This window comes from Flagellimonas oceanensis (genome assembly GCF_003992595.1).
Taxonomy (GTDB): Bacteria; Bacteroidota; Bacteroidia; order Flavobacteriales; family Flavobacteriaceae; genus Flagellimonas; species Flagellimonas oceanensis.
In genome coordinates this window covers 98,144-124,653 of sequence record NZ_RZNA01000022.1, presented here as the reverse complement: position 1 = coordinate 124,653, position 26,510 = coordinate 98,144, and the positions used below count along the sequence as shown (strand labels likewise).

The 26,510-nt window shown below is 45.4% G+C and carries 25 protein-coding genes and 1 riboswitch; of the genes, 13 read left to right on the top strand and 12 right to left on the bottom strand.

The window, feature by feature from the left end; all coding sequences use genetic code 11:
* Positions 1–7 precede the first annotated feature (7 nt).
* Together EO132_RS06960 and EO132_RS06955 are read right to left on the bottom strand one after the other, a co-directional pair.
* Entirely contained in the window at positions 8–259 is a 252-nt protein-coding gene (locus EO132_RS06960) for a DUF6520 family protein (RefSeq protein WP_127137033.1), read from the bottom strand.
* A gap of 52 nt (positions 260–311) precedes the next feature.
* Entirely contained in the window at positions 312–767 is a 456-nt protein-coding gene (locus tag EO132_RS06955) for a MauE/DoxX family redox-associated membrane protein (RefSeq protein WP_127137193.1), read from the bottom strand.
* Positions 768–1,101: 334 nt separating this feature from the next.
* Between EO132_RS06955 and EO132_RS06950 the strand changes: the two genes are divergently transcribed.
* The 8 genes from EO132_RS06950 (at position 1,102) to EO132_RS06915 (ending at position 6,195) form a co-directional block, all read left to right on the top strand.
* Positions 1,102–1,605 carry a pyridoxamine 5'-phosphate oxidase family protein gene (locus EO132_RS06950; RefSeq protein ID WP_127137192.1) on the top strand — a complete coding sequence of 168 codons (504 nt, stop codon included), beginning with the start codon at positions 1,102–1,104 and terminating at the stop codon, positions 1,603–1,605.
* Between the two features lie 380 nt (positions 1,606–1,985).
* Complete coding sequence (locus EO132_RS06945; RefSeq protein ID WP_127137191.1) at positions 1,986–2,429, top strand: GNAT family N-acetyltransferase; 444 nt, start codon at positions 1,986–1,988, stop codon at positions 2,427–2,429.
* Between the two features lie 8 nt (positions 2,430–2,437).
* The gene (rpsU, locus tag EO132_RS06940) at positions 2,438–2,635 is read left to right on the top strand and encodes a 30S ribosomal protein S21 (protein ID WP_127137190.1); all 198 of its coding nucleotides are present in this window, start codon (positions 2,438–2,440) and stop codon (positions 2,633–2,635) included.
* Positions 2,636–2,664: 29 nt separating this feature from the next.
* Positions 2,665–2,856 carry a hypothetical protein gene (locus EO132_RS06935; protein WP_127137189.1) on the top strand — a complete coding sequence of 64 codons (192 nt, stop codon included), beginning with the start codon at positions 2,665–2,667 and terminating at the stop codon, positions 2,854–2,856.
* Between the two features lie 39 nt (positions 2,857–2,895).
* Positions 2,896–3,702: a pyrroline-5-carboxylate reductase gene (gene proC, locus EO132_RS06930; protein WP_127137188.1), complete on the top strand. Its 807-nt coding sequence runs from the start codon at positions 2,896–2,898 to the stop codon at positions 3,700–3,702.
* Between the two features lie 3 nt (positions 3,703–3,705).
* Complete coding sequence (gene proB / locus EO132_RS06925; RefSeq protein ID WP_127137187.1) at positions 3,706–4,476, top strand: glutamate 5-kinase; 771 nt, start codon at positions 3,706–3,708, stop codon at positions 4,474–4,476.
* A 5-nt stretch (positions 4,477–4,481) separates the two neighbouring features.
* Complete coding sequence (locus EO132_RS06920; protein WP_127137186.1) at positions 4,482–5,681, top strand: glutamate-5-semialdehyde dehydrogenase; 1,200 nt, start codon at positions 4,482–4,484, stop codon at positions 5,679–5,681.
* 184 nt (positions 5,682–5,865) lie between these two features.
* A complete protein-coding gene (locus EO132_RS06915; RefSeq protein WP_127137185.1) occupies positions 5,866–6,195 on the top strand; it encodes a YegP family protein in 330 nt (109 codons plus the stop codon).
* Positions 6,196–6,368: 173 nt separating this feature from the next.
* Here the strand turns inward: EO132_RS06915 and EO132_RS06910 are convergent, their stop codons facing one another.
* From EO132_RS06910 to EO132_RS06890, 5 genes are all read right to left on the bottom strand, one after another.
* A complete protein-coding gene (locus tag EO132_RS06910) occupies positions 6,369–6,950 on the bottom strand; it encodes a precorrin-2 dehydrogenase/sirohydrochlorin ferrochelatase family protein (protein WP_127137184.1) in 582 nt (193 codons plus the stop codon).
* A gap of 73 nt (positions 6,951–7,023) precedes the next feature.
* Positions 7,024–7,965: a PorP/SprF family type IX secretion system membrane protein gene (locus EO132_RS06905; protein WP_127137183.1), complete on the bottom strand. Its 942-nt coding sequence runs from the start codon at positions 7,963–7,965 to the stop codon at positions 7,024–7,026.
* Between the two features lie 2 nt (positions 7,966–7,967).
* Positions 7,968–11,309: a T9SS type B sorting domain-containing protein gene (locus tag EO132_RS06900; RefSeq protein ID WP_127137182.1), complete on the bottom strand. Its 3,342-nt coding sequence runs from the start codon at positions 11,307–11,309 to the stop codon at positions 7,968–7,970.
* A 217-nt stretch (positions 11,310–11,526) separates the two neighbouring features.
* The gene (locus tag EO132_RS06895) at positions 11,527–13,317 is read right to left on the bottom strand and encodes a ribonucleoside-diphosphate reductase subunit alpha (RefSeq protein WP_127137181.1); all 1,791 of its coding nucleotides are present in this window, start codon (positions 13,315–13,317) and stop codon (positions 11,527–11,529) included.
* 3 nt (positions 13,318–13,320) lie between these two features.
* On the bottom strand, positions 13,321–14,595 hold the full coding sequence (locus tag EO132_RS06890) for a ribonucleotide-diphosphate reductase subunit beta (protein WP_127137180.1): 1,275 nt from the start codon (positions 14,593–14,595) through the stop codon (positions 13,321–13,323).
* Positions 14,596–15,002: 407 nt separating this feature from the next.
* Here EO132_RS06890 and EO132_RS06885 point away from each other — a divergent pair, with 407 nt between their 5' ends.
* The 5 genes from EO132_RS06885 to EO132_RS06865 all read left to right on the top strand — a co-directional run bounded on the left by EO132_RS06885 (position 15,003) and on the right by EO132_RS06865 (position 20,848).
* Positions 15,003–16,868, top strand: coding sequence for a hypothetical protein (locus tag EO132_RS06885; RefSeq protein ID WP_127137179.1), 1,866 nt, complete (start codon positions 15,003–15,005; stop codon positions 16,866–16,868).
* A gap of 98 nt (positions 16,869–16,966) precedes the next feature.
* Positions 16,967–17,171, top strand: a riboswitch (cobalamin riboswitch).
* A gap of 162 nt (positions 17,172–17,333) precedes the next feature.
* The gene (gene metE / locus EO132_RS06880; protein WP_127137178.1) at positions 17,334–19,649 is read left to right on the top strand and encodes a 5-methyltetrahydropteroyltriglutamate--homocysteine S-methyltransferase; all 2,316 of its coding nucleotides are present in this window, start codon (positions 17,334–17,336) and stop codon (positions 19,647–19,649) included.
* Positions 19,571–19,954, top strand: a complete 384-nt coding sequence (locus tag EO132_RS19740; RefSeq protein WP_417935840.1) for a cysteine-rich CWC family protein — start codon at positions 19,571–19,573, stop codon at positions 19,952–19,954. Before metE ends, EO132_RS19740 begins: the two co-directional genes overlap by 79 nt.
* Positions 19,941–20,324 carry an acyl-CoA thioesterase gene (locus tag EO132_RS06870; protein WP_127137177.1) on the top strand — a complete coding sequence of 128 codons (384 nt, stop codon included), beginning with the start codon at positions 19,941–19,943 and terminating at the stop codon, positions 20,322–20,324. The genes EO132_RS19740 and EO132_RS06870 overlap by 14 nt, the downstream gene beginning before the upstream one ends.
* On the top strand, positions 20,321–20,848 hold the full coding sequence (locus EO132_RS06865; RefSeq protein WP_127137176.1) for a PAS domain-containing protein: 528 nt from the start codon (positions 20,321–20,323) through the stop codon (positions 20,846–20,848). Before EO132_RS06870 ends, EO132_RS06865 begins: the two co-directional genes overlap by 4 nt.
* 23 nt (positions 20,849–20,871) lie before the next feature.
* Here the strand turns inward: EO132_RS06865 and EO132_RS06860 are convergent, their stop codons facing one another.
* Genes EO132_RS06860 through EO132_RS06840 form a run of 5 tightly spaced genes read right to left on the bottom strand, consistent with a single transcriptional unit; the run spans position 20,872 to position 26,505 of the window.
* On the bottom strand, positions 20,872–21,759 hold the full coding sequence (locus tag EO132_RS06860) for a diacylglycerol/lipid kinase family protein (RefSeq protein ID WP_127137175.1): 888 nt from the start codon (positions 21,757–21,759) through the stop codon (positions 20,872–20,874).
* On the bottom strand, positions 21,756–23,723 hold the full coding sequence (locus tag EO132_RS06855; protein ID WP_127137174.1) for an LTA synthase family protein: 1,968 nt from the start codon (positions 23,721–23,723) through the stop codon (positions 21,756–21,758). The genes EO132_RS06860 and EO132_RS06855 overlap by 4 nt, the downstream gene beginning before the upstream one ends.
* Before the next feature lie 13 nt (positions 23,724–23,736).
* Positions 23,737–25,281, bottom strand: coding sequence for a DUF3570 domain-containing protein (locus EO132_RS06850; RefSeq protein ID WP_417935839.1), 1,545 nt, complete (start codon positions 25,279–25,281; stop codon positions 23,737–23,739).
* The gene (locus EO132_RS06845) at positions 25,244–25,453 is read right to left on the bottom strand and encodes a DUF4266 domain-containing protein (protein WP_127137173.1); all 210 of its coding nucleotides are present in this window, start codon (positions 25,451–25,453) and stop codon (positions 25,244–25,246) included. The genes EO132_RS06850 and EO132_RS06845 overlap by 38 nt, the downstream gene beginning before the upstream one ends.
* Before the next feature lie 8 nt (positions 25,454–25,461).
* A complete protein-coding gene (locus EO132_RS06840; RefSeq protein WP_127137172.1) occupies positions 25,462–26,505 on the bottom strand; it encodes an FAD:protein FMN transferase in 1,044 nt (347 codons plus the stop codon).
* Positions 26,506–26,510: the final 5 nt, after the last annotated feature.

Sequence of the window (26,510 nt, the reverse complement as noted above, 5' to 3'; positions counted from 1 at the left end):
TCAAGTTCTAAGGCTTGCTTAATTGCGTACTTGTGATATCATCAGATTCATACAACTGGTAACCCAAGTATTCACAATTTTCATTGCCCCCTTGAAAACAGGCTTCCTCAACCATGATAGTTTGCCAAGGCTCGTTGAGCGGTTTGTAATAGGCCACTCTATCAGCATCAGCTGATGGAGCCTCTGTGGCAAATGCCAAGCCGACCGCCAACAAAATGGCAAAGGCCGGTAAAACAAGTTTTAAAAAATTAGATTTCATAATACTAAGTATAAAAGTTAATGCCTACTCTTTTCTAGGTTTTCGGCATCCCCTACTGCACAGTATTTTGATGTGTTTGCATATTATATTGTTTCTTGGACCAAAGGATTCCCAATAAGGCAAGGAACATAAAAGAGATATTCAATAGGATATGGTCCTTCCATCCCAAGGCCGATATGACCCCGCCACAGGAACAGGGGATGGATTCGCTGTACCTAAGAACTATAATGATATAGATGGTGAATACCCCCAAAAGAATAAAACTGGCGTAAAATGCTATGATTTGATATCTACGAAACCACAATAGACCAGCAATGACCAATTCCAGAAAAGGCACGACCCATGAGATCAAAGAAGCATAGGGGGATATATAGGGCATCCGTTCCAACCGCATTTCAAAGATGTCCAAGTGCATCAGTTTGCTCACCGCTGTATAAACAAAAAGTACCGTGAACAGTAGACTTACCGTCTTTACCAAAAGGCCCCTGAAATTTCGGTTCCATCGCATATCGTTCCAACTATTTGATTTACAATGGTAAAGTTAGGAAGACTTATGGCTCTGTAAGGGATTATTTAGGCTCTGAGAAGGATTATTTTTACAGCATATGGAGTTCGGTGGGGCTATAACCATAACGTTTCCTGAATTCCCTGGCCAAATGGTTTCCTTTTTAGCGGCTCTCCCTATCCCTCCTTTCCCCACGAACACCCTCAATCCACTCCAAACCAACACATTACGGGCAATACCGTCAAAGATCCCAGCATATGAGCAAAACAAACCCAAGCCAAGAACTTATCTTAAGGTTGATTAGATGAATGATCGATATAACACAAAAACAAGAGATATGAACAATAAAAATTATAACAACAACCCGGAAGGGCTCCGTCACATACGAACGCTGATCGACGAGCAGAAAACCGTGATGATGGCCAGTGAACTGGACACCGTACCGTTTTCCATTTGTCCCATGACGCTCCAGCAAATGGACCAACAGGGAGACCTATGGTTCTTTGTGGCTAAGGACAGCGGTCTTTTTCAGGACATTGAAAAGGACAACAGGGTCCAAATCATTTACAATGACGAACAAAAGCACACCTATATTTCCATTTACGGAAACGCTACGCACATCATAGCAAACCAAAAGAAGGATGAATTGTGGAATTCCAACCTCCTGACTTGGTTCGAGGGCAAGGATGACCCTAATTTGGCCTTGATCAGTGTCAATATGGGGAGTGCCTTTTATTGGGACAACGAAAACGCCAAGCTCGTTTCCCTTTTCAAAATAGGAAAAGGCGGGTCGGTCAAGGAAGAATCAGGGTCGGGAGTGAAAGGATATGTGAACCTATAGTACGATCAACGATTTTGTTTAAGGAAAACATAGGGCAACTATAACGTTTTCAAAAGTCATAATAACGACCGAAAAAACGTTAGGAAAAACATAAACCCCAGTATTATTGGGATTTATGGGCGGTTTTACTTAACTTTGCACCGATGAACGTTAAGCTCCACGAGAGAAAAAACTATAGAATCCTAAGTTTTGACTATCTGGTATTCAGAAACCAGTCAGATAAGTTCATTCCGCCTACCCTATAATTACCTTCCCATTTGGGAAGTAAATCCAATTACCATGGAAACCATAGGAATTTTTCCCGTGTTTCCATTTTGCCCGATTCGAAACCGTTAACTAATAACAAAAAAATCAGAACTATTATCGTTCAAAACAAAAGCATGGTAATTAAGACCTACGATGCCTATACCCGACTTTCCACCATGGAAGCCAATAGGTTCGCCAATTTTCTTTTTGACCACCAAGAAGGAAAGAAGGCCACAAAGAAAGCCATTAGGAAGGCCATTCAATACTCCACAAAAGATATCCCCGGTCTAGGAGGATATGTCTTTGCCATGGAGGACAAGGATGAGATCTTGGGTCTGGCCGTTGTGAACAAAACGGGTATGGGAGACTATATTCCCGAGAACTTCCTGGTATTCTTTGTGATACACAGGGAACACAGGGGGAACGACATCGAAAAGAAATTATTGGACTATACCCTCCAATATTGCAAAGGGGACGTTGCCATTCATATTACAGATGAAAACCAATATCCAAACAAAAAATTTTTTGAAGAAAAAGGGTTCAATGCAACCCATTTAGAAATGAGATTGAACAGATAAACCATTATATGCTAAAAATTGAAGTCAAGCCAGGCGAAAGTATCGAAAGGGCTCTAAAACGCTACAAGAGAAAATACAGGAACACAAAGCGTTTGGACCAAATTCGAGACCGCCAAGAATACACAAAAAAATCAGTAGAACGCCGAAAAACATTGAAAAAGGCGCAATATAAAGAGCAATTCCTAAGAGAACAGGAAGACCAATAATATCAAAAACAAAAAGTATCAACAACAAAATGAGACTTTCAAGAATTAGAAGGGAGACCAAGTACGAAAAACGTTATAGCCTTAAAATGGGAGAGCTTACTACCCGTGTTACCTATATCAAAAGGTATTTCATGGGGCTTCCCGTTCGCACTTTGCACAAATACCGTGCAACCTATAACGGTAAGATCAAAGATTGCAAGGAATGTAATGTATTGGCATAACACCTTTATAATTTATTATATAACTCTTTAATAAAAACAATGAAAGTATTGGTTATTGGCGCAGGTAACATGGGGCTTACCTATGCCACAGGTATGTCTAAATCCAAACTGTTGAAAAAACGCAACATTATGGTGCTGGACAAGTCAAAGGAAAAATTGGAAGAAGTGGGTAAAATTGCCTATTTCGATGCCATTGACAAGATTGAGGACTGCGTACCACAAGCAGATATCATCTTTTTGGCCGTAAAACCCTATCATGCCGAAGAACTTTTCGAGCGCATGAAAAAATTGGTGAACCCAGAGCAATTGTTCATTTCGATCATGGCCGGGGTTACCATCAACTTTATACAAGAATCCCTAGGGATCAAAAAGGTAGTAAGGGCCATGCCCAATTTGCCCGCTCAAGTCGGCAAGGGGCTGACCAGCTACGTATCCGCTGAAGAAGTTTCCCGTTTGGAACTTTTTATGGTGGAAGGCCTGTTGGACACCACAGGAAAATCGCTTAGGGTAAAAAATGAGAAATTTATTGATGCATCCACGGGAATTTCCGGAAGTGGTCCCGCATACGTATTCTACTTTATGCAGAGTATGATGGAGGCCGCACTGCAAATGGGATTCTCCGAGAACGTTTCCAAGGTATTGGTAAGCCAGACCTTTACAGGTGCGGTGGAGTTGTTCAACCAGAACAACCTGAATCCCGACACTTGGATGGAAATGGTAGCCTCCAAAGGGGGAACCACCAGGGCCGCCCTGGATTCCATGCAGGACAACAATGTAAACGAATTAATCAAAGAAGCCGCCTTTGCAGCATTTGGTAGAGCTGTGGAACTGGGCGAAGAATATTAAAACATGTATAAAGAACTAGTGGTCATCAAAGTAGGTACAAACGTGATGACCAATAAAGACAACAGAATCGTACGACCTGTACTCAATAGTTTGGTACAACAAATTGCTGAGCTTTACGAACGGGACATCATGACCATTTTGGTCTCCTCTGGATCGGTAATTGCCGGTAAAGAGGTACTGGGAAAAGCAAAAATCAAGGATAAGACCCAACGGAGGCAAGTATATTCCGCCATTGGGCAACCCAGAATGATGAGGCATTATTATAATATATTCAACGATTACGGTATGAAATGTGCCCAGGTACTCCCAACAAAAAGGGATTTCAACCCTGGTGTGCACCGTGACAATATGATCAATTGTTTGGAAGGGCTCCTTTCTGAAGGAGTGATTCCAATAGCCAATGAGGATGATGCCGTTTCCGTGTCCATGTCCATGTTCTCGGACAATGATGAGCTGGCCACATTGCTGGCACAGTTGATGAAGGCCGACAGACTTATCCTTATGACGGATATCGATGGACTTTACGATGGACACCCTGAAAAAGAGGAGTCCAAGGTAATCGACAAAGTTGAGCCGAAAGAAGACTTGGACAAGTATATCGAAGAAGGAAACAAGCAAGAAGGAGAAGGCCGTGGAGGTATGGGCTCAAAATTGAGCTATGCCCAAAAAGCCGCAGCCGACAATATTCCATCCTACATTGTCAATGGTAAGCGCGAAAACGTAATCCTGGATATTGTAGAAGGAAAGAACGTAGGAACAGAAGTTTCAAAATAACAGAAATGAAATTATTAAAAACAGATTTAAAAAATAAAGTATTACAAGATATGGAGCGTATACTCGATGAAAATCGGGATGAATTGCTCCAAGCAAACAAGAAAGATTTAGACGCATTCAACCGCGACGATCAGGCTTTGTACGATCGTTTGGTAGTGGACCAAAAGAAAGTGGATCAAATGATCCAGGCCGTGAAAGAGGTTCGCTTGCAAGATGACCCCGTCAACAAGGAAATCTCTACAAGGGAATTGGACAACGGGCTTAAGATCATCAACAGAACGGCACCTTTTGGCACTATCATGATCATTTACGAGTCTCGCCCCGATGTAACCATTGAGGCAGCCGTGCTTGCATTTAAGGCCAACAATAAAATATTGCTCAAAGGAGGTAAGGAAGCCTACCATAGCAATAAAGCCTTGGTCAAGTTTTGGCATCAGGCCTTGAGAGAAAACGACCTGTCCGAAGATTTTATCCAGTTCATGGAAATGGACAGGACCCAAACACAGGAATTTCTAAGGAATCCAGACCAAGATTTGGACCTTATCGTTCCCCGTGGCGGCGAACGTTTGATCGCTTTTGTAAAAGAACACGCCAAATGTGCTGTACTTATCAGCGGTAGAGGTAACAACTTCCTTTATGTGCACAAAGAGGCCGATTGGGAAAAGAGTTTAAAAGTGATTTTGAACGCAAAAACCCATAAAATTTCGGCCTGTAACGCATTGGACAAAATCCTGATTGACACCCAAATTGATGGTTACGAAGCCAAGCTCAAAGAGCTGCAGCAAGTGCTTACAGTCAACAATGTCTCCATTATCGTGGACGATCAGGTCAAAAAAGTATTGGCAAATGAAGACACCATTACCGATGAATCCATTTGGCAAGAGGAATTTTTGGCCATGAAGTGTGTCATTGGCGCTGTCGACAATATTGAGGAAGCCATGGAGAAAATCAATAAGAACTCCGGAGGACACTCAGCATCCATAATGACGGAAAACAATGATGTCGCCAAAACATTCATGGAAAACGTGGATTGCGCGGCCGTATACCAAAACGCATCTACCCGCTTTACCGATGGGGGACAAATGGGCGTTGGTGCGGAACTCGCCATCAGTACCGATAAATTGCACCACCGAGGGCCTTTGGGCCTAAAACAATTGGTCACCAACAAATACTATGTATTTGGGGATGGACAAATTAGGGTGTAACTCACTATAGAAACATTAGTAAAAAAGGAGGCAAATTGCCTCCTTTTTTTGTGACAGGTGTCATGGTCCCATACCAATTTCATATTTCCATGTCTTAAAACCTTACTTTATTGGTATTTTTCGTGTCTTTTATTGGTCATTTTTTAAGAAAATATCTAGATTTATTACTTAAAATAGAATAAACATGGGAAAATTTGAAATTAAAACGGATAAAGCCGGAAAGTTCAGGTTTAATTTAAAAGCTGGAAACGGTCAAGTAATTTTGAGCAGCCAAGGATATTCCTCCAAATCTGCTTGTGAAAATGGTATCGAGTCTGTAAAAACACATTCACAGGACGATGGGAATTTTGAAAGAAACGAGGCGAAGGACGGAAGCCCTTACTTCAACCTAAAGGCCTCCAACGGTCAGGTCATTGGAAACAGCGAAATGTATTCCAGCGAATCCGCCATGGAAAACGGTATTGCCTCGGTTAAAAAGAACGCTCCCGGTGCATCCGTGGAAGAAGTTGAATAATCAGTACCATTCCAACAATATTGAAAAACAGCCTAAAAAGGGCTGTTTTTTTTGCTTTTATCTTTGTGGTGCGTGCGGATAAATGTTACCTATGTACTTTTTGAGGCCCGTTGGCCAATTCAGTGTTGGTCCATTGACGCTTACCTTATGGCCAGGGAGCGCGATCACAGGAATCAATCCTTCTTGTTCACCAGACTTTTTGTGAACTCATTGAGGGCCTTAACCTTTTCTTCAAAGTCCCCTTTCAAGGTGTTTCGATATTCATTGAGGTTGTTCACCAGCTCATCAATGTTCTCGGGGAGTACCTCTTCAAAGAACTGACGTAGTCGCTTGGCAGTGGTAGGCGATTTTCCATTGGTGGAAATGGCGACCTTCACATTGCCCTTTGTAACGATTCCGCCCATGTAAAAATCACAAAACGGCGGATTGTCCGCCACATTCACCAGTTTGCTCAACTTTCTGCAATCGTGGTACACCTGTTCATTGACCTCCGGTCTATCGGTACAGGCCACCACCATGTGCTTTCCTTCCAGATACTTCTCGGCATACACATCCCTGGTAATTTCCACATGGTGTTTTCCTGCCAGTTCCAAAGTATCGGGCAAGAACTCGGGAGCCACCATTTGTACTTGGGCGCTAGGGCTCGATTTCAACAAAAACGTCAACTTCTCCAAACCAACGTTCCCCCCACCCACGATCAGTACGTTCAAGTTGGAAACCTTTAAAAAAACGGGATACAGCTCATTCCTCTCCATAGCGAATCAATTTTAGCAGTGTTTGCAGAGCTAAAGATACAGACTATTTCGCGCGGAAAATGGTGTGTGTGTTTTAAAATGTGGGAGCCTCCTTTTGTTTTTTGGAGGATTTGAACTCGTAGCGAATGAACAGTTCATGTGAGCCCCCTGTGTGACCCGCTAAATTGGACGTGGTCAGATCATAGGCATAGCCCGCACTAAAATTAGGGTCGATTTGCATCCCAAATAAGGTGGAAAAAGAATCGTCCCAACGATAGGCCAGACCAAAGGAAAAGGTTTCCTTGAGCAGCGCGTTCATTGAGAAATCAACAATGATCGGTGCGCCAGGCACCCATTTTACAAAGAAGGCGGGCTTCAATTTCACATCCGGGGTCAAATCCACAACCTTTCCTCCGATAAAATAGTAGTGCAGACGCTCTGTGGCGATTTCCTGTTCCTGGCCATCATAATGCTTTTGTGAAAGGAAGTTGGGTATGGCAAAGCCCAGATATCCCTTCTTAGTATCATAATACAGACCTGCTCCAATGGTTGGGAAGAACTTGCTCTTTATATTTTCCTGAAAGGCCATATCGGCGTCTTCTGTAAGGCCTTTGAAGAAATCCACATCAAAAACTCGACCGCCCAGCTTCATCCCAAAAGAGAGCTTGCTGTTCGCACTGTCCACTTGAATGGTGTAGGAAACATTTCCGTCCAACGATATTTCAGAAGAAGGCCCCAAGGCGTCACGAGAGATAATCCCCCCTAGACCAAGTTTGTTTTCCAATGGCGCATCCACCGCCAAAACCTGCGTATTCGGAGCTCCATTGACACCTACCCATTGCGAACGATGTAGCAGTAAAGCCGTTAAATGACCGTTGTTGCCCGCGTACGCAGGATTCACGCTCATAGTATTGTACATATACTGGGTAAATTGTGGGTCCTGCTGTGCATAAATGGAAATTGAGCACAGGGCAACTATCAGTAAACAGAGCAGCTTACATCCCTTTGTTCTATGTTTTGATGCTGTAATCCCCATTTTTATCTATTTAAATACAACCAGTCCGTTCTCGGTTCCGAGCCATCTCCCAAATCCAGCACATAATAATAGGTGCCCACCGGAAGCTGGTCTTCAGGTTGAACCATGGCACGTCCATTGGGCGTACCGTCCCAATCATTGTTGTAGGATTTGGTCTGGAACACGATATTTCCCCACCGGTTGTATACCTGTAGCGTATTGCCCGGGTAACGGGAAATACAATCAATTGTAAAATAATCGTTGACACCGTCGCCGTTGGGGGAAAATTCATTGTACACCACCAAACAGCTAGGCGCTACAAAAGCTTCGGCAGCATTGTTGGTTTCGTCAGTATCCCATTGATCCACATAGGCCAAACTGACCCGGTTCATATAATCCTCTATATCCTGAACCTCTGCCGTAAGCATTAAAGTTGCCGCTTCGGAAACAGCCAAGGATGCAATCTCCCAAAAAGAAGCTTCTGTATCGTAGTTTCCTATGGTGGTCTCCGCACTAATGAATTGATAGCCCAAAGGCAACTCTTCTTGTATACCGATATTGGTTGCATTGTCCACACCTTGATTGATCACAGTTATCTCAAAAACAACCTCATCCCCTATATTGGGCATGGTATTGTCCACAGCTTTTGTAATAGCAATATCAGTGGTTTGTGGGACTACAAAAGCAGTTGCTTCGTCATCATCTACAATACCATCGGAAAAGTCATCATCACCAATTCCTGTCAATGGATCACTATCGGGGTCGGCATACAGACTGGCTGAAACAAAAGCCTCGTTCAAATACTCATCTTCGGTACCGGTTGGTGCGTTGACCACGGCCAAGATTTCCAAGTTCTCCGTGTCTTGGGTCAAAATTGTTCTATTGATTGTCCAGAGTCCAGTATCTGAATCATAACTCCCTGCAGTTGCAGCATGGGATTCATAAGTATACCCAGAAGGCAACATATCGGTAACCTCTACATTTCTGGCATCCGAAGGACCGCTGTTGGTAACACTGACCACAAAACGAACCACATCCCCCACATTCGGATTTTGATTATCGACAGTTTTGGACAAAGAAAGATCGTTCAATCCATCTGGAACTGGAATCACGGTTGCCTGATCATCCTCGGAGCCCAGATTATTGTTCGGGGTGGAATCAGGATCATAGGTATCCAAAGCGATCAATTCGGCCGTATTCTTGTACTCGCCGTTCGAAAGGATTATTGCCCTGATCTCCAAAGTTTCTGTTGACCCATTGGAAACAGCTGGCAAATCCCATGAACCCGCAATTTCGTCGTAGGTTCCAGATGATGTTGTAGCGGAAACGAATCGATAACCATTCTCCAACGCATCCTCAATGATCAATCCGGAAGCATCATTGGGTCCGTCATTGTTTACTTCGATAGTAAAAACAACCTCATCCCCTGCTTCGGGATTCATATCATTGACCGTTTTTGATATTGAAATATCAGTTACATGTCGTGGTATGACAGTTAGTTCGTCTTGGTCATCTTCCGATAGTATGTTATTGTTCGGGGTGGAATCCACATCGTAAAAGGTTGCATCCACCACCTCTGTACCAAAGGTATAATCACCTGCCGGATTTACCTCGGCCACAATGTTCAATTCCCTCTGTGATTCCACGGCAATGACTTCCACATCCCAAATTCCATTCGACGGATTGAAAAGCCCACCCGAATCATCCGATACATAGGTGAAACCATCGGGCAATGTATTTTCAACTTCAACACGAATGGCATCACTTGGTCCCTCATTGACCAAAGTGACGGTAAAAATAACTTGGGTCCCAACATCCGGAGTTTCATTGTCCATATGTACGTCCAAATTCAAATCAGCGGATGGTATGGGCGTGGTTCCCGCGTTGTCCTGGTCGTTTTCAAAAATATTGTTGTTGTTCGGTATGGAGTTGGGGTCGTATTGGTCAGAAGCGAACACCTCGGTAACATTGAAATAATTGCCGGTATTGTTTACCGTGGCCAAAATGGTAAGGGTTTCAGTGCTGGCGTCGGCCATATCGCCATTGAGCACCCACAGTCCTGAAGCAGCATTGTAAATCCCTGCCGTGGCACTGTGGGAAATATAGGTATAACCATCGGGCAACAAATCCAATATTTCCACACCTGAAGCTTCGCTTGGACCCAAATTGGTCACATTGATTGTAAAAATCACTTCTTGACCCACATAGGGACTCAATACATTGACGGATTTGCGCAATAAAAGGTCGGCCACGGGTATCACGGTCGGTTCCACACTCTGTTGGTCATCCTCGGATTCATTGTTATTGTTGGGTGTTGAGTCAGCATCCTGCTCGGAAACATTGGTCAGCTCAGCTGTATTGGTATAATTCCCAGTGGACAATACCTCTACTGCGATTTCCAAGGTTTCTGAAGCTCCATTGGCCAAATCGCCCACTACCCAAGATCCATTGGCAACATTATAGGTCCCGGACGACGGGACTCCATTGATCAATTCGTATCCCGATGCCAAAACATCGGTGACCACTACGTTGGTCGCATCACTTGGCCCATCATTTTGGACCGTTATGGTAAAGACCAGCTCCTCTCCCACTTCGGCAATCAGTTCGTCCACCGTTTTGGTCACGGAAATATCCACCAAAGGCTCCGGAACAACAGAAACCCCATCTTGATCATCTTCCCCTGGAACATTATTGTTCGGAGTGGAATCAATGTCCGTTTGGTCGTGTCCGGTTATCTCAGCTATATTATCGTAATCGCCCGAAGCATTCACTTTGGCCAGGATCTCAAGGCTTGCAGAATTTCCATTGGCCAATGCCCCTACATTCCATACCCCTGTTACCTCATTATATGTACCACCTCCATTATCCGTCACATAGTTATACCCTGAAGGCAACAGATCGGTTACTTCCACACCTGTGGCGTCACTGGGGCCATCATTGGTAACGGTAAGGGTAAACCTCACATTGTCACTTACCAATGGTGGGGATGTATCGATCACTTTTGTCAAGGACAGGTCAATTCCCTCTATCGTAATCTCAACAACATCCGAAGCTGCATCGCAAGAGGTATCCGAAACCGTCCATTGAAAAATGTAGGTTCCATAGGTCACATTGGACACCTCTGTATTGGGATCGGTATCATCATCAAAAAGTACCAAATTGGGGCCTGATAACTGTGTCCATTCCCCTGTGCCCACCAATGGAGTGTCCGCATTCAAAAAAAAAGGCGAAGCTTGCGATAGAATTCGGTCCGAACCTGCTTCAACCAAACAATCTTGTGAGTATATCACTTGAAACGAAGCGAACACAAAGGAAACCATCAATAGAAAACACCTGAAGAAAGGGTTGGATTGGGGTTTGGTCATAGTTGGGTTGATGAGGTTATTCTTACAAAGTAAGACGTACTCAAACTTATCAAGAACATGGTGAAAATGATAAGTTATGTTGTATGGCAAGATGCTTTTGTTGTGAAATAGCACATAACTGATGAAAGAAACATCCCACTTTAAAAATATGTTAAAACAAAAAAGAGGCCCCGATTTATCAGAGCCTCTCTTATTTTAGAATTGGTTGTTTGCTTTCCTATGCTTCGCAGCTCACACAATCCTTCTTTTGCTTGAATTTTTGTGCAGCATTCATACTGTGCTGGTAGTACAAGGATTTTAGGCCCAGTTTCCATGCGGTAACGTGGATTTTGTTGATATCCTTGGTAGGCATATCAGGGTGTACGATGATGTTTACCGATTGCCCTTGGTCAATATGGTTTTGTCTGTTGGCCGCTTGATAAACAATATCCAACTGATCTAACTCGGAATACGTTTTAAATACCGCTTTCTCCTCTTCGGTCAAAAATTCCAAATGTTGTACCGAACCATCCATATCTCGGATACTCTTCCAGACTTCGGGCGTATTTTGACCCTTCTCTTCCAACAACTCCATTAAAAATGGGTTTTTGATGGTGGTCTTGATTTTGGCAATATCCTTCACATAGCAATTGGACCAGATGGGCTCAATTCCTTGAGATACCTGTCCCAAAATAAAGGCGGAAGAAGTAGTCGGTGCAATCGCGTTCAATGTGGCGTTTCGCCTTCCGTAACCTTTCAATACGTCTGGTTCACCAAAACGTTCTGCCAATTGTTCAGAGGCTTTGTACGAGCGTTCCTTGATTTCCTTGAAGATCTCGCTGTTCAGGTTATAAGCTTCCTGGCTGTTGAACGCCAATCTCTTGGACTGCAAAAGAGAGTGCCACCCCAATGCACCCAGACCCAATGAACGGTTTTGTTTGGCAAAGTTGTAAGCTCTTTCCATAAATAGGAACGTCTGTTGGTCATCCCTGTCGGAAGAATCCCTGTACGTCTCCAATTTTTCAATGAACTCGGTAATCACGGCATCCAAGAAGTGAACCATGGTCTCTACGGCATCGGTCTTCTTCCATTTGTCGTAATGCATCAAATTGATACTGGAAAGTACACATACAAACGACCAGTCATCATTGGATGGCAACATGATCTCTGTGCACAGGTTACTGGCATGGATACGGTGGTTTTTGTCTTTATAAACATCCGCAGCACCATCGTTTGCATTGTCGGTAAAGAACACATATGGGTATCCCATTTCTCCCCTTCGCTGCAATACTTTGGCCCAGACCGTTCTCTTGTCCGTATCCCCTTCGATCATTTCCTGCATCCATTGGTTGGTCACCGTTACACCGTGGGTCAATTGTTGGATTGGATTCCCTTCGGTACCGATTTCCAAGAATTCCATGATGTCCTTGTGATCAATGGGCAAGTAAGGAGAAAAACGACCGCGACGAACCGATCCTTGGCTTACTACATCCACCATGGATTCGAACAACTGCATAATATGAACCGCTCCCGAAGCTTGTCCATTATTTTTCACAGGTGCTCCCCTATGTCTGATTTTACCAAAATAACCGGATGTTCCCCCACCAAGTTTCGACATCATCCCCACTTCTGATTGCGTGTAAAGGATGTTCCCCATATCATCATCGATATGGGAGCCGAAGCAACTGATGGGAAGCCCTCGCTTTTTACCAAAATTGGACCATACTGGAGAAGCCAATGAGAAGAACCCTTCGGACATATAGCCGTAGAATTTGTCCGAATACCCCGGAATCTGCAGAATCTCCTCTGCCCTATCCCCTATCTCACGGATACGTTCCTCAGGGCTAACGCCTTCGGTAAGGTATCCTGATGCCAAGAATTGTCGGCTATACTCGTTCAACCATTCAAATCCCTTGTCTTCCTCGCTCTTGAGCTTGGACAAGGTATCCTTTCTCGCATTTACAAGTTCCTGTGTTCTATTGTCTTGCTTTTGGTCAGTGGTCGGGGTTATTTGTGTTCTCTTCTCCATAATTTAAAAAAGGTCGTCGCTTGTTATACTTTGTGTTCTTTTGCTATAGTTGATGGATCTTTTTACAAAAAAGTCTCCGTGTTTTGTTCCGATGATCTCGTCATCGAACCATTCGGTCTGCTCCAATAGTTTTTGGTCCACATCGAATATTTTGGAGATGCCGATGCTCTCCAATGAATTGTTGAATCTGTTTTTGATGAATTCGTTTACCAAGTTCTTTGGCAAGAAATCCAATTCACCCGCTTCAAAGATCCAATCCACTATTTTACTTTCTGCTTCAAATGCTTTCTCACAGATATCTTGAATCATCGCCTTATATTCATCATCGAACCACTCTGGGTGTTCTTTTTTGATGATATTGATCACATCGATACCAAAATCCCCATGAATCTGTTCCTCTTTGGAAGTAGCCTCCACTACATTGGAAATTCCTTTCAACACATTTTTGTGCTTGTTGAACGCCATGATGATCAAAAACTGGGAGAATAGGGACACATGCTCAATAAAAAGAGAAAAGAGCAAGATGGATTCCGCATAGTCCTTGTTGTTCTCACTTTTGGCATTTTTAAGCGCAGTCTCCAAATACTGCACACGCTTCATGATGACCGGCTTCTTCTTTAGGTTCTCAAACTCCTGGTTCAAGCCCAAAATCTCCAATAGGTGCGAATAGGCATCATGGTGGCGCACTTCACTTTCCGCAAACGTAGCACCCACAGAACCAATCTCTGGCTTGGGCATTCTATGGTAGATATCGCCCCAAAACGTTTTTACCGCCACCTCAATTTGGGAAATGGCCAACATGGTGTTTTTAATGGCACTGCGCTCAACCTCGTTCAACCCGGATTTAAAATCCTGGATATCGCTGGTAAAGTTGAACTCCGTGTGGATCCAATACGAATGGCGAATCGCCGGCACGTACTCATACAATTGTGGATACTCATAAGGCTTCAGGTTAATACGTTTTTCGAAGATATCCGACTCACGCATCTGAGCCCTTTTGTTTCTGTAAATAATGTAGGCTTTTGCCGCATCGTGGAACTCACTATCCATTAGTTCGTTCTCCACAACATCTTGAACTTCCTCAACGGTCGGCAAATAATGTTCATCTTGACTTTTTCTCTCCAACAACACCTTGTTAACGTTGTCGGCAATGGTCTGCGCATCGGTGATCTGGCCATGCTCCACAGCTGTCATGGCCTTCAAGATTGCATTCGTAATCTTGTGTAAATCAAATTCTTGCGTACTAAAATCCCTCTTAGTTATCTGAGTAATCTGCATGAAGAAACGGGTTTGGAGTTGTAAAAAATAGCTTGACTGTAAAATTCATATTTTCTTCTGTTGGATTTTAAGTCACCCCCATTAGGTTCTTAACACTTTTATCAACATTCGTGTTTTGAAACAAAAAAAATCCGTGGGAGCAAACGTAGAACAAGGGCTCCGAATAAAAGCCGACAAAACTCATTTTCACCAAATTTTTTTTCACAGTTTTTTAACAATTGGGCAGATCACTTCATATCAGGGCTTTCAATCCTCGTGGAAACCACCCTCAATCCCCTTTACACTCTACTTGAAGGCCCTTTAACAACAAAAAATTCATCAAAAAGATGTAATCCGGTACTTTGCCCGGGAATTTCTGATTCAATCGAAAAACGACACCAATAACAACCTAAAGCATAACGAACATCTTGTCCACCACAAAACTTTTTTTTGGCATCTTCTTATTGGGAGTCATTTTACTGAACAGTGACCTTGATCTTACCAAGGGTTCATCCTTGACCCACAAAGACGCTGTTCCCATCAACTATGTCAATCCGGACACTGACGGGGACGGTATCCCCGACGATATCGATCAAGATGACGACAACGACGGCATACCCGATATTTATGAGGATGGCTGTGAGACCAATGTTGGTTTCGGGTCTCCTCCCCCATCGAATACGACGACAAATTATGTCACCTCCATTTATACCGATTACCGTGGCTTTTGGTCCTCATCGGTCGGAAGTCTGAACCCGAAAGCCTACGACGATGTCTCCACCCTTCTGGGCTTCACGGTCGGGAGCAGCACTTACGCAACAGGGGTCACCTCTCCCCGTATGATGGACAACGACAGCAATGGCTATTTCGATCAAATGGATACCGATGGAAACGGAACAGGAGACCTGGGCGTCGAAGAAACTTCATGGAGCGCCTTGAAACCGGTAACCAAAATACAGTCTGGAATCCGTTTGGAAGGTAGGTCAGTGGATGGCAACAATGGACAGGCGGACGGACCTTTGTTGACCACGGGCGGTATTCCCTTCAATCCCTACCTATATCAAGGTGAACGCGGATTGGACATGACCTATGCGATAGCCAACATCGGAAATGCCTGGTATTTTCGATTGGGAGGCACCAACACACCGGCCTATGGGGACGGGATCATGGACATCCTACTGACCCAGGGCGCCCAACTATCCGGAGGATCCAACTACAACAGATTGCATTTACTCGACGAGAACGGGAATTACCTGGGAAATGGTGTTGAAGTCAATTGGAACAGCACACCCATTGTCGGTAATTCCATGATCGATCAATACAACGTGAACGACACTCCCAACAATAAAAATGTAAAGAAGAACATCCGTTTGGCCGCAGTGGAACTTTCGGAATTCGGACTTAGCCCGGCGGAAAGGGCCCAGGCTGTAATCTTCCGCTTGGAGATTTCCGCCAATGCGGACCCGGTCTTCTTTGCTGTGAACGACGACAGTTTCATAACCGGCTGTTCCCCTACGGACAGCGATGGGGATGGACTCGCCAATGGCCTGGATCTGGACAGCGACAATGACGGTATCTTGGATGCGGTCGAAGCCGGCCATGGTGTTGCCACCATCAACGGGCGCATTCCCGGACCGGTGGGCACCGATGGCATCCCGGATGCGGTACAGGCCCCGTCGCAATACAACAATGGAACCATCAACTACAGCATAGCCGACTCCAACAGCGATAATATTTTGGACTACGCTTCCACGGACAGCGATTCCGACGGATGCAACGATGTTCTGGAAGCTGGCCATGCCGATCCGGACGGGGATGGTTTTTTGGGCAACTCCCCGGTAACCATAAATTCAACAGGAATTGTCATGGGACAAGGTGGGTACAACACTCCTTTGGACGGGGATGGCAACTCAGTGTATGATTACACCGAAGCAGGCAACACCCCTACCATCTCAACAATCCCAGCAAGTGCCGTTGTCTTTGATGGTCATTCCGGAAATATATCGCTCACTACAAACCACACCACACAATACCAATGGCAGATAAGTACGGACGGGGGCACGACCTTCGTGGACATTTTTGACATGGGCCCATATTCCGGAACGGACACCGACACCTTGACCATAAACAACCCGGATATGGATATGGATGGATACCAGTATCGTGTGGAATTGTATAACGACGCCTATGTTTGCTCACCTTCCACTACATCCAATAGCATAACCTTGGATGTGCGCGTAAGGACCGTTATCTCCAACAGAAAAATAACCTTTAGGGTCAACCAACAGCAATGAAGCGACTTTGGCCCACTGGGGGACCCAGCACCCAAATTTTATGTGAAATCAATCCAATATTCCATACATTTACATCGAATAAGTTCTTTACTTAATTTCTTTATCAAAACGATAAGGGTTTCCGACGGATGTCGGGATTAATAGGGAATCGTGTGTAAATCACGAGCTGACGCGCAACTGTAAGTTCGATTCCATTTCGGAATAGCGTGTTTTTGCCAGAAGTGCCATTGTCCACCAGTGAATGGATGAGAAGGCGGCAAAAATCGGACAAGCCAGGATACCTGCCCATATCGTTCCCACTCCGTGGGATTTTGACGGTGCCTTCGCGTAAAAGGGCGGGTCGAACGTTTGAACTTTGCCCGAAACCCCGGGCAGACCCCATCCACGTTCCTCTTGTTTCAAGGCATTGCGAAGTTGAGCTAAGGAGCTTTTATCAAATTGTTCAATTTTATAAAAGCTTTAGCAATGAAAACAAGCAATCTGGGCCACCCAAGGATCGGGGCCCACCGCGAGCTGAAAAGAGCTTGCGAAAAGTATTGGTCCGACAGGACCCCTTTGGAGGACCTTATCGAGATGGGAAAGAGCATCCGAAAGGAGAACTGGAAACTTCAACAAGGGAAAGGCATCGACCTTATCCCATCCAATGATTTCTCGTTTTACGACCAAGTACTGGACACCACGCTGATGGTCGGGGCCGTTCCCGAACGCTACACAAACCTGCAAACATCGGACAACAGTCTTTTGGACCTATATTTCGCTATGGCCCGGGGCCTGCAAAAACAAGGGGTGGATGTGATCGCCATGGAAATGACCAAATGGTTCGACACCAACTATCATTACATTGTACCGGAATTTACCAAAGACCAGGAATTTGGGTTATTGTCACTTAAGGCAGTGGAGGAGTTCAAGGAGGCAAAATCCCTTGGCATACATACAAAACCGGTGCTATTGGGCCCTGTTACCTACCTACTTTTGGGAAAGGAAAAAGAAGAGGGCTTCCATCGACTCGATCTCTTGCCCAAACTGCTTCCCGTCTATCATTCCATTTTGGAAAGGCTGTCGGATGCAGGGGCCACATGGGTGCAATTTGACGAACCCGTGCTCGCAACGGACCTTTCCGATAAGGGGAAACGGGCCATCAGCCAAGTTTACCGGGGAATTGCCGAGACCTTCCCAAACCTGAAAACATTATTGGCCGGTTATTTCGGTGATTACGGGAACAATCTTGACACCGTGATCGAACTGCCCATATGCGCTTTGCACCTGGACCTGAAAAAGGGACCGGATCAGTTGGACAGGGTTTTGTCATCCAGCAAGTTGAATGAAAGGCTATCCCTATCATTGGGCGTGATCGATGGCAGGAATATCTGGAAAAACGATTTTGCATCCTCTTTGCGTCTCATCCAACAGGCAAAACGGCAATTGGGCCAGGAACGTACCATCATCTCCCCATCCTGTTCGCTCTTGCACGTCCCTTATGATTTGGGACTTGAAAAGAACGAAAAAGTGCTATCAAAGGAAATCAAGGACTGGATGGCCTTTGCCAAAGAGAAACTGGAAGAGCTCCGCAGCCTGAAAAAACTGGCCCTATCCCCTGATTTTGAATCACATCAACTGTTTTTGGACAATGTGGCCTCCATGCAACGGAGACGAAGTTCAGGGCTGATCCACAGATCCATGGTAAAACAAAGGGTGGGACAGTTGGACAAAACGGATTACCACAGGAAATCCCCTTTTGAAAAAAGGAAGGTCTTGCAGGAATCAGAGTTAAGACTCCCTCTTTTTCCGACCACAACCATAGGGTCGTTCCCTCAGACCAAAGAAGTGAGACGAAACAGGTCGTTGTTCAAAAAAGGGGACCTCAATGAAGGGCAATATGTGGAATACCTGAAAAATGAGACCAAAAAGGCAATATCGCTCCAAAATGAGATCGGTCTGGACGTGCCCGTACATGGGGAATTTGAAAGAAACGATATGGTGGAGTATTTCGGGGAACAGTTGGAAGGCTTCACCTTTACCCAAAATGGATGGGTGCAGAGCTATGGATCTCGCTGTGTAAAGCCCCCCATCATCTACGGGGATGTATCAAGACCAAGGCCCATCACGGTTTTCTGGAGCTCATTTGCACAATCATTGACCGAAAAACCCGTAAAAGGAATGCTCACGGGACCCGTGACCATTTTGCAATGGTCCTTTGTTCGGGATGACCAGCCCCGTTCCTCCACTTGCGAACAAATTGCATTGGCCATTTTGGATGAAGTCCTAGATCTGGAAAAAGAGGGCATCGGTATCATTCAAGTGGATGAGCCCGCCATACGCGAGGGCCTGCCCCTGCGCAAAGAAGATTGGGGCCATTACCTGGACTGGGCCATCGGTGCCTTTAGGCTGTCCACAAGTGGGGCCAAGGACTCCACTCAGATACATACCCATATGTGCTATTCCGAGTTCAATGACATCATCAAGGGCATTGCGGAAATGGATGCCGATGTGATCACCATTGAGTGCTCACGATCCCAAATGGAGCTATTGGACGCCTTTCACGAGTTTGATTATCCCAATGATATCGGACCCGGGGTGTACGATATCCATTCGCCAAGGGTCCCATCAGAGGAAGAGATCCTGAAGCTATTACAAAAGGCCGGGAAGGTGCTGCCCCCGTCCAAATTGTGGGTCAACCCGGATTGCGGCTTGAAGACAAGGGGATGGGAGGAAACCAAGAACGCCTTAAAGGTAATGGTCTCTGCCGCCCAACAAATGAGGAAAGCTGTAGGCCAGCCTTGAAAAATAATATGAACGGGGCCGGTACCGGTATCGGCCCCTCTGAACCAATGGCGCATCACGAAAGCAAATATTGTCAACGATGTGACACCCAATTTGAATGCAAGGTAGGGACCATTGCCATTTGCCAATGTAGCACCGTAACATTGAGTAAAGAAGAACGGGGGCACATCGAGCAAAAATATGATGACTGCCTTTGCGCCAATTGTCTCAAGGTATTGAGAACCGAACACAAAAATGCCAAACACCAACGATCCCTTAAAAAGATCTTAGGGATCTACTATAAAGAGAACCATGGAAATAAATGAAAGGATAGAGCGATCCAAAACCAACATATTCAAAGCGGTCTTCCCCAATACGGTCAACCACTACGACACCCTTTTCGGAGGAACCGCCCTCAGCCTTATGGACGAGGTGGCCTTTATCACCGCCACGCGTTTCAGCAGAAAACCAATGGTCACCGTCAGTACCGACCGCATCGATTTTGACCACCCCATCCAAGCCGGGACCATTATAGAGCTTGTGGGCACAGTAGTGAAAGTGGGCAACAAAAGCCTTAAGGTCCAGGTTGATATTTTTGTGGAGCAAATGTATTGCGATCATCGGGGAAAAGCCATATGCGGGGAGTTTACCTTTGTGGCCTTGGATGAAAACAAAAAACCTGTTTCAGTCTTATGAGCAATGTAAAGCCATCCACCAAAAGGATAATCGTGAATGAAGAGGCAAAACCCTATGTCTCACCATTGACCAGTTTTGACATATATCTGGAGAATTACCACAAATTGATGAAACAATTAAAGAAAGAAGCTGATGTAAGGCAACTGAGATCGATACTAAAATCAGATATCACGACCCATATCCGGGACTTGATACTCCATGGGGCATATGACGCATTGGTACTTACCCGGCCCGACCAACACATTGTCTGGGTAAATGACGGGTTTCAGGAAATGACAGGGTACCCCAAGAGCTTCGCCATCGGGAAAAGACCCGGTTTTCTCCAAGGGGCCCTGACCTCGAAAAAAACGAAACAGGAAATCCGGGAGTCATTGGAGATGGAGCGCACCTCCACCTTCTCCATCCTGAATTACCGCAAAAATGGGGAAACCTATACATGCCAGATCAAAATAGTCCCCCTTTACAACACAAAGAAGGAACTGACCCACTTCATGGCATTGGAGAAGGAATCCAAAGCGGCATAAAAAGCAAGAACGGGGAGTTGGATTCACGGCACTAGAACGGCCAATGCCCTTTCCTCAATGGAGACCGACAATTCGTCAACTTCCATGCGGTGAAGCTCTCCATCGGCTTGCATCAAACGGTCGGCAGGTTTCCCATCGAATCCCAATTTCAACTCCTTTACCTTATAATAACTTACCTTTTTGAGGTACCGGTTCAACTTGAGGACCATCAATAGGCCCAATAAAAGCACCTCCCCCCTGTTCAGGTTTTCTATGATCACCACATCCAACAGGCCATCTTCCATGGAGGCCATTCGAGTCAGGGAAATATCATAGCCCATGACCCTGGAGTTGGAAACAAAGAACATGAACGGGTTTGCATGGAATGTTTTCCCATTGAGTTCCACCTTGATCCTCTCAACTGCGCTGAATTCCCTCAAGGATTTGAAAACCGCCCTTAGATAGGCCCAAAATCTGCGGCCATTGGATTGGTTGTAGTTGGATATTACCCTGGCATCGAACCCGATGCCCATGTTACTGAAAAAAGGCCTTCCATTTACCATGGCAACGTCAATGGCCTTGGTTCTGCCCCCTTTGATGATCTCGATCGCCCGATGAAGCCTTCGCGGAATCCCGAGACTTTCGGCCAAACCGTTCCCTGATCCCATTGGTAAAATGCCCAATGGCACATTGGTTCGGACCAAACAGGATGACACTTCATTGATGGTCCCATCCCCACCGCAAGCCACCACTATCCCCGCTCCTTGACCAAGGGATTCCTCTGCCAATTTGGACGCATGTCCGGCATAGTCCGAGATCTTCACGGTCATCCTGTAATGCAACGGATCGAAGTGGTCGGACAAAGTTTCCAGATCCAAAACATGAGACCCCCTACCGGAGATTGGGTTTATGATGAAATGTATATCGATCATGGTGCCGCATCAACGTTCAAGCCATCATGGTTATAGAGATAATCGGCCAATTGATAGAAGGAAATGGTCTCATTCAAAAAAATCGTGTCCATGGGTCGCTTTTTCAAACTGTTGTCCTGTTGGTCCCATTTGTATTGATTGGCGGTCTTGCCATCCCCGAGCACCATCAAATCATTTGACTTCAAGAGCCCTAGTTTTCTATAGTTTCCGATAAAGGCCCTTTGCCCTTCAGGTGCTACACTGAGGACATCCCGTCCAAAAAAGTTGTTTTTATACTCCCATCCCAAAAGGGAAAACAGGGTGGGCACCACATCTATTTGGGAACACTGCTGGACAATCCGTTTTCCCTGGAAGCCTTTCAAGTTCACAATCAAAGCGGGAATACGGTAGTTGGCCACGTCCAATTCCCATTTGCCCGCACTACTGGCACAGTGGTCGGCCATGATCACGAACACGGTATCATCGTACCATGGCCTGGTTTTGGCCTGCTTGAGGAATTGACCGATGGCATGGTCGGTGTACTTGACCGCCCCGCTCCTTCCCGTGCCGGAGGGAATATCGATCTTGCCTTCCGGATAGGTATAGGGCTTGTGGTTCGAAGTCGTCATGATAAAATCAAAGAACGGCCTCCCCCGTTTCGATGCCATATCGGCCTCTTTCAAAACCTTGTTGAAAATATCCTCATCGCAGACACCCCATGCATTCTCGAAGGTTACCTCACCATCCTCAATGTTCCGTCGATTCGTCACAATATCCCCAGATGGTAAAAAACCCCGTCCCCTATCGACGATATCGAAACCATTCCCGCTGAAGAACCTATCCATATTGTCAAAATAACCATCGCCACCATAAAAGAAGGTCCGAGAATACCCTTTGCTTTTGAAGACCTCCCCTATGGTATAGAGGTTTTGGTTGCGCTCCCTTTTCACAATGCTCCTTCCCGGGGTTGGCGGGATCGCCAAGGTAATGGCCTCCATGCCCCGCACCGTCCTTGTCCCTGTGGCGAATAAATTGGTGAAATAGGCCTCTGCGCCGGCAATGGAGTCCAAATTGGGCGTGAGCCCCTCCCTGTTCCCGAAGATGCCCAGATAATCAGCGCTCAAACTCTCCACACATATCAACACTACATTTGGCCTTTGCCCCATATCTCCCCTCACAAGCCTTTGAATGCCCTTTTCAGGGGACAGAAGACTGTCTGAAGAATTCTTAAGGCTCTCCTCCACCATATAAAGGGCCCTTTGTTCCGGTATGGTCCTGTAAAATTCGGTATAGCTGAGCTCATTGTTCCTGAATGCTGCAAAAAACGAATAAATACCGGCCTTGGACAGCTCATTGTTGTATCGGTTGTTCGAAAGTTCCGCCTGTTCATTCTCCACCATACCGGTGTAAAAAAGCACAACGGCAATTGCCAAAACGGTAGGCACCGATTTCTGTCCAAAATCAGAGGTTGATTCAAATGCTATCCTGAAAACCCCTTTCCGGTCAAAGTACCATATCGTGAGCACCACCAAAAACAACATGCCCCCTATAAGAAGGGGCAATGGGTAGGATTCGTTGATGTTCTTGACCACCTCGTAGGTGTATATAAGGTAGTCCACGGCAATGAAATTGAACCGTCTTTGGAACTCATCCCAAAAGGTGATCTCAGCGAAAAAGGAAAAATAAACCACCAATAAACATACGGCCAAACCAAAATAACATACTATCCGGTCAAAAACCGACCCATAGACCCGCTTTGGCAAAAGCAGGAAATAAAAGGATGCCACTACATAGAAAAAGGACAGTGTCCCCAAATCAAAGAACAGGCCCACAACGAAAATCTTTATCAATCCGAAAAAGGAATTTTCAAGCTGTGGAAAATCCAATAAAAGGAAAATCAATCGCACTGCGAATGAAACAAGGAGAAACAACACCGAAAAAGCATTGAGAACCGAAAAACGAGATGGAAATAAGTTCTTGACCATAACCATGGTTTCTTTAATCCATTACAAACTTGAACCCCAGACCGAAATAGTTGGCTTTGAGACCTGTGGTCCTGGAATAGTTGTTATACTTCAGATCAATGCCCTTTAGTCCGAAACCCAATGTCCTGAATTGTGTGAATATATCCGTGTAACTAATTCCAAATCCAACCTGATGGGCATCGTAGGCGGACAAGTCAAAGTCAGATGTGTAAAATTGCTCTGAAGACAAGTGCGTATCGAAGGGGGCAAAATAATCTATGCGGTTCTGGGTATAGTACCTGTACGATGGATAGAACGTGAAGTTCTGCGAAATTTTTATCGGCAGTTCAATACTTGCTGTATGGGCACGCAGTCCCCAATCATCAAAATAATACCGGTAATAGGTCCTAACTGTGAGCATCTCATTGAAATAATGGTTCAGTCGAAGACCAATTGGAAATTTCATTCTGGTATGCGGCAGTCGCTCCATATCATCAGCCAACATGAACACATCCTTGTTCCGGGATGAAGTATAGTTGGGTATACTGGCAGGATTGCCGATGAAATAGTTGGGGACATCGGCAAAATAAACCCGCTGCATGGGGTTTGACAACCACCCCTGTTGATGGACCACATCGGCAAAAATGGACATTTGCGTATTCTTGCCCAGAATTTGCGAAAAGGATACCGAAACCGCAAAGCTGTTTCTTTTCTTGTCCGAAATCAAACCAAACCCATCCATAGGTCTCCACGTATTCGATCCATTTTTATCAGTGACGCTCCCGTTACCGTCCAAAATGTCAACCCCATTGAAAAAACCGCTGTTCAAATTGTTTCCGGCCTCAAGGTAACTATCCAATTCCGTTGGGTATCTCGGCAGCCAGGAATCCAAAAACACACTCCCCTTCAAACCCACTTCGGTATTTTTCTCGTTGAACAGCTTTGTGATTCCACCCCCGAAACCAAAAGACAGGTAATCATATTCCGTGGCAAAGGATGCATTGGCACTCCAGATCTGATCTCTATCGTCGGAACTATGGGAGTATGCCACACTCACACTTCCCCAGGTATCCTGACGCGAAGCGCCGGAAGAGGCCACCCACGGACTTCCGATAACACCGGAATAGCCACCATTGCCCATATCATCGTCATCAAATCCATCATCGTCATCGCCACCGCCACCAATCCCCATGGTACCAGAGGCCCCTGACACACCGGAACCCGTTTTGGTCAGGTCAAATGGGTTCAAATTACTTGAGGACGCTGAAGTGTAGGTGGAGATCCCGACATCCGCTGTCAACACATCATCATCATTCAAGGGAATGCTAATGACAATGGACGGTGCCACGTCGGTCAATTTTTCCGTACCGACTCCGCCGCTCACCGAAGCATTGTTTCCCGTTTGTTCATAGTAACTGGAGAGAATGTCCACTTCAGTGGATTCCAATACCCGTTTGGTATACCCTCCTGTATTCCCCTGTTGGGCCAATCCCACCAAAGGACAAAATAGCACCAACCAAACACCTATTTGCATGATTCCCCTAGTTACATCCACAACCACCTCCTGTTTTTCCTCCATTCCCTCCAGATGCCCCTTCACGATAGACTTGATAATTGGTTTCAAATTTTGTGAGCTTTTTATCGGCAAGCACCATATCCGGGTCATTGATGTTCACTTTGTCATATTCATGCAGTACCATGCAGGACGACATACTGAACAAACCGCACAATGCAATTAAAATCTTTTTCATATTTGGGTTTATCTACTTTGCGTTTTAATTTCTTTGAGGTCTATGTTCTTTGAGGCAATGATTTTATTGTCCTCATCCACGATAATGCACTCCACTCCTTTCAATTGGTCGATAAAATCAAGACCCGCATCGACCCCCATCACAAAAATCGATGTGGCCAGGGCATCTGCGAGCTCGGCATTCCGGGTAAATACGGTGGCACTTAAAATCCCCTTGCTGGGGTAACCTGTCCTTGGATCGATGATATGGGCATAGCGTTGAGAGTCAAGGATGATATATTTTTCATAATTGCCGGATGTGACCACGGCCTGGTCCTTTACGGGCAACCAGGAAAAAACCTTGCTTTTGTCCAGTGGGTTTACAATGGCCACCATCCAATCCTTGCCATTGGGTCGGCACCCCCACGCGTTCAAGTCCCCAGATGCATTGATGATCCCCGCCTTTACACCATGCTTTATCAACAATTGCTTGGCCTTGTCGGCGGCATATCCCTTGCCTATGGCGCCAAAACCGATTTTCATGCCTTCATTCTTCAAAAAAACCGTTTGTTCATCGCGGTCCAACACAATATTTTGGTACCCTACCTTGGAGACAGACTCTTTTATCTTTGCCTTGGGAGGCATCTCCGTTACGGAACCGTCAAATTTCCAGATTCGGTCCATGGAGGCATAACTGATATCAAAAGCACCTTGTGTCAACTTGGAAACCTTTAGGGCCCTTTCGATGAGCTGAAACAGTTCCGGGTCCACTTTTACCGGATGCACCCCCGCATTTTCATTAATGACAGAAGTTTGTGAGTTTGGGTCCCAGGACGAAATGAGCCTTTCGATTCTTGTGATCTCATCTATGGCCAGATCAAGGTACCCATCGGCCTTTTCCCGATCATCGGCGACCACGGTCAGATCGAACCGACTTCCCATCAATTTCAGGGTTCGCTGGTATATTTTCACTTCCTGTATCGTACCGCCCAAGGTGGGCTCCAACCTTCCCGGATGCCCTAAGGTCGAAATGGAGAGGAACACTACGGATAAAATTAGCCTTGATCTCAACATAAGGG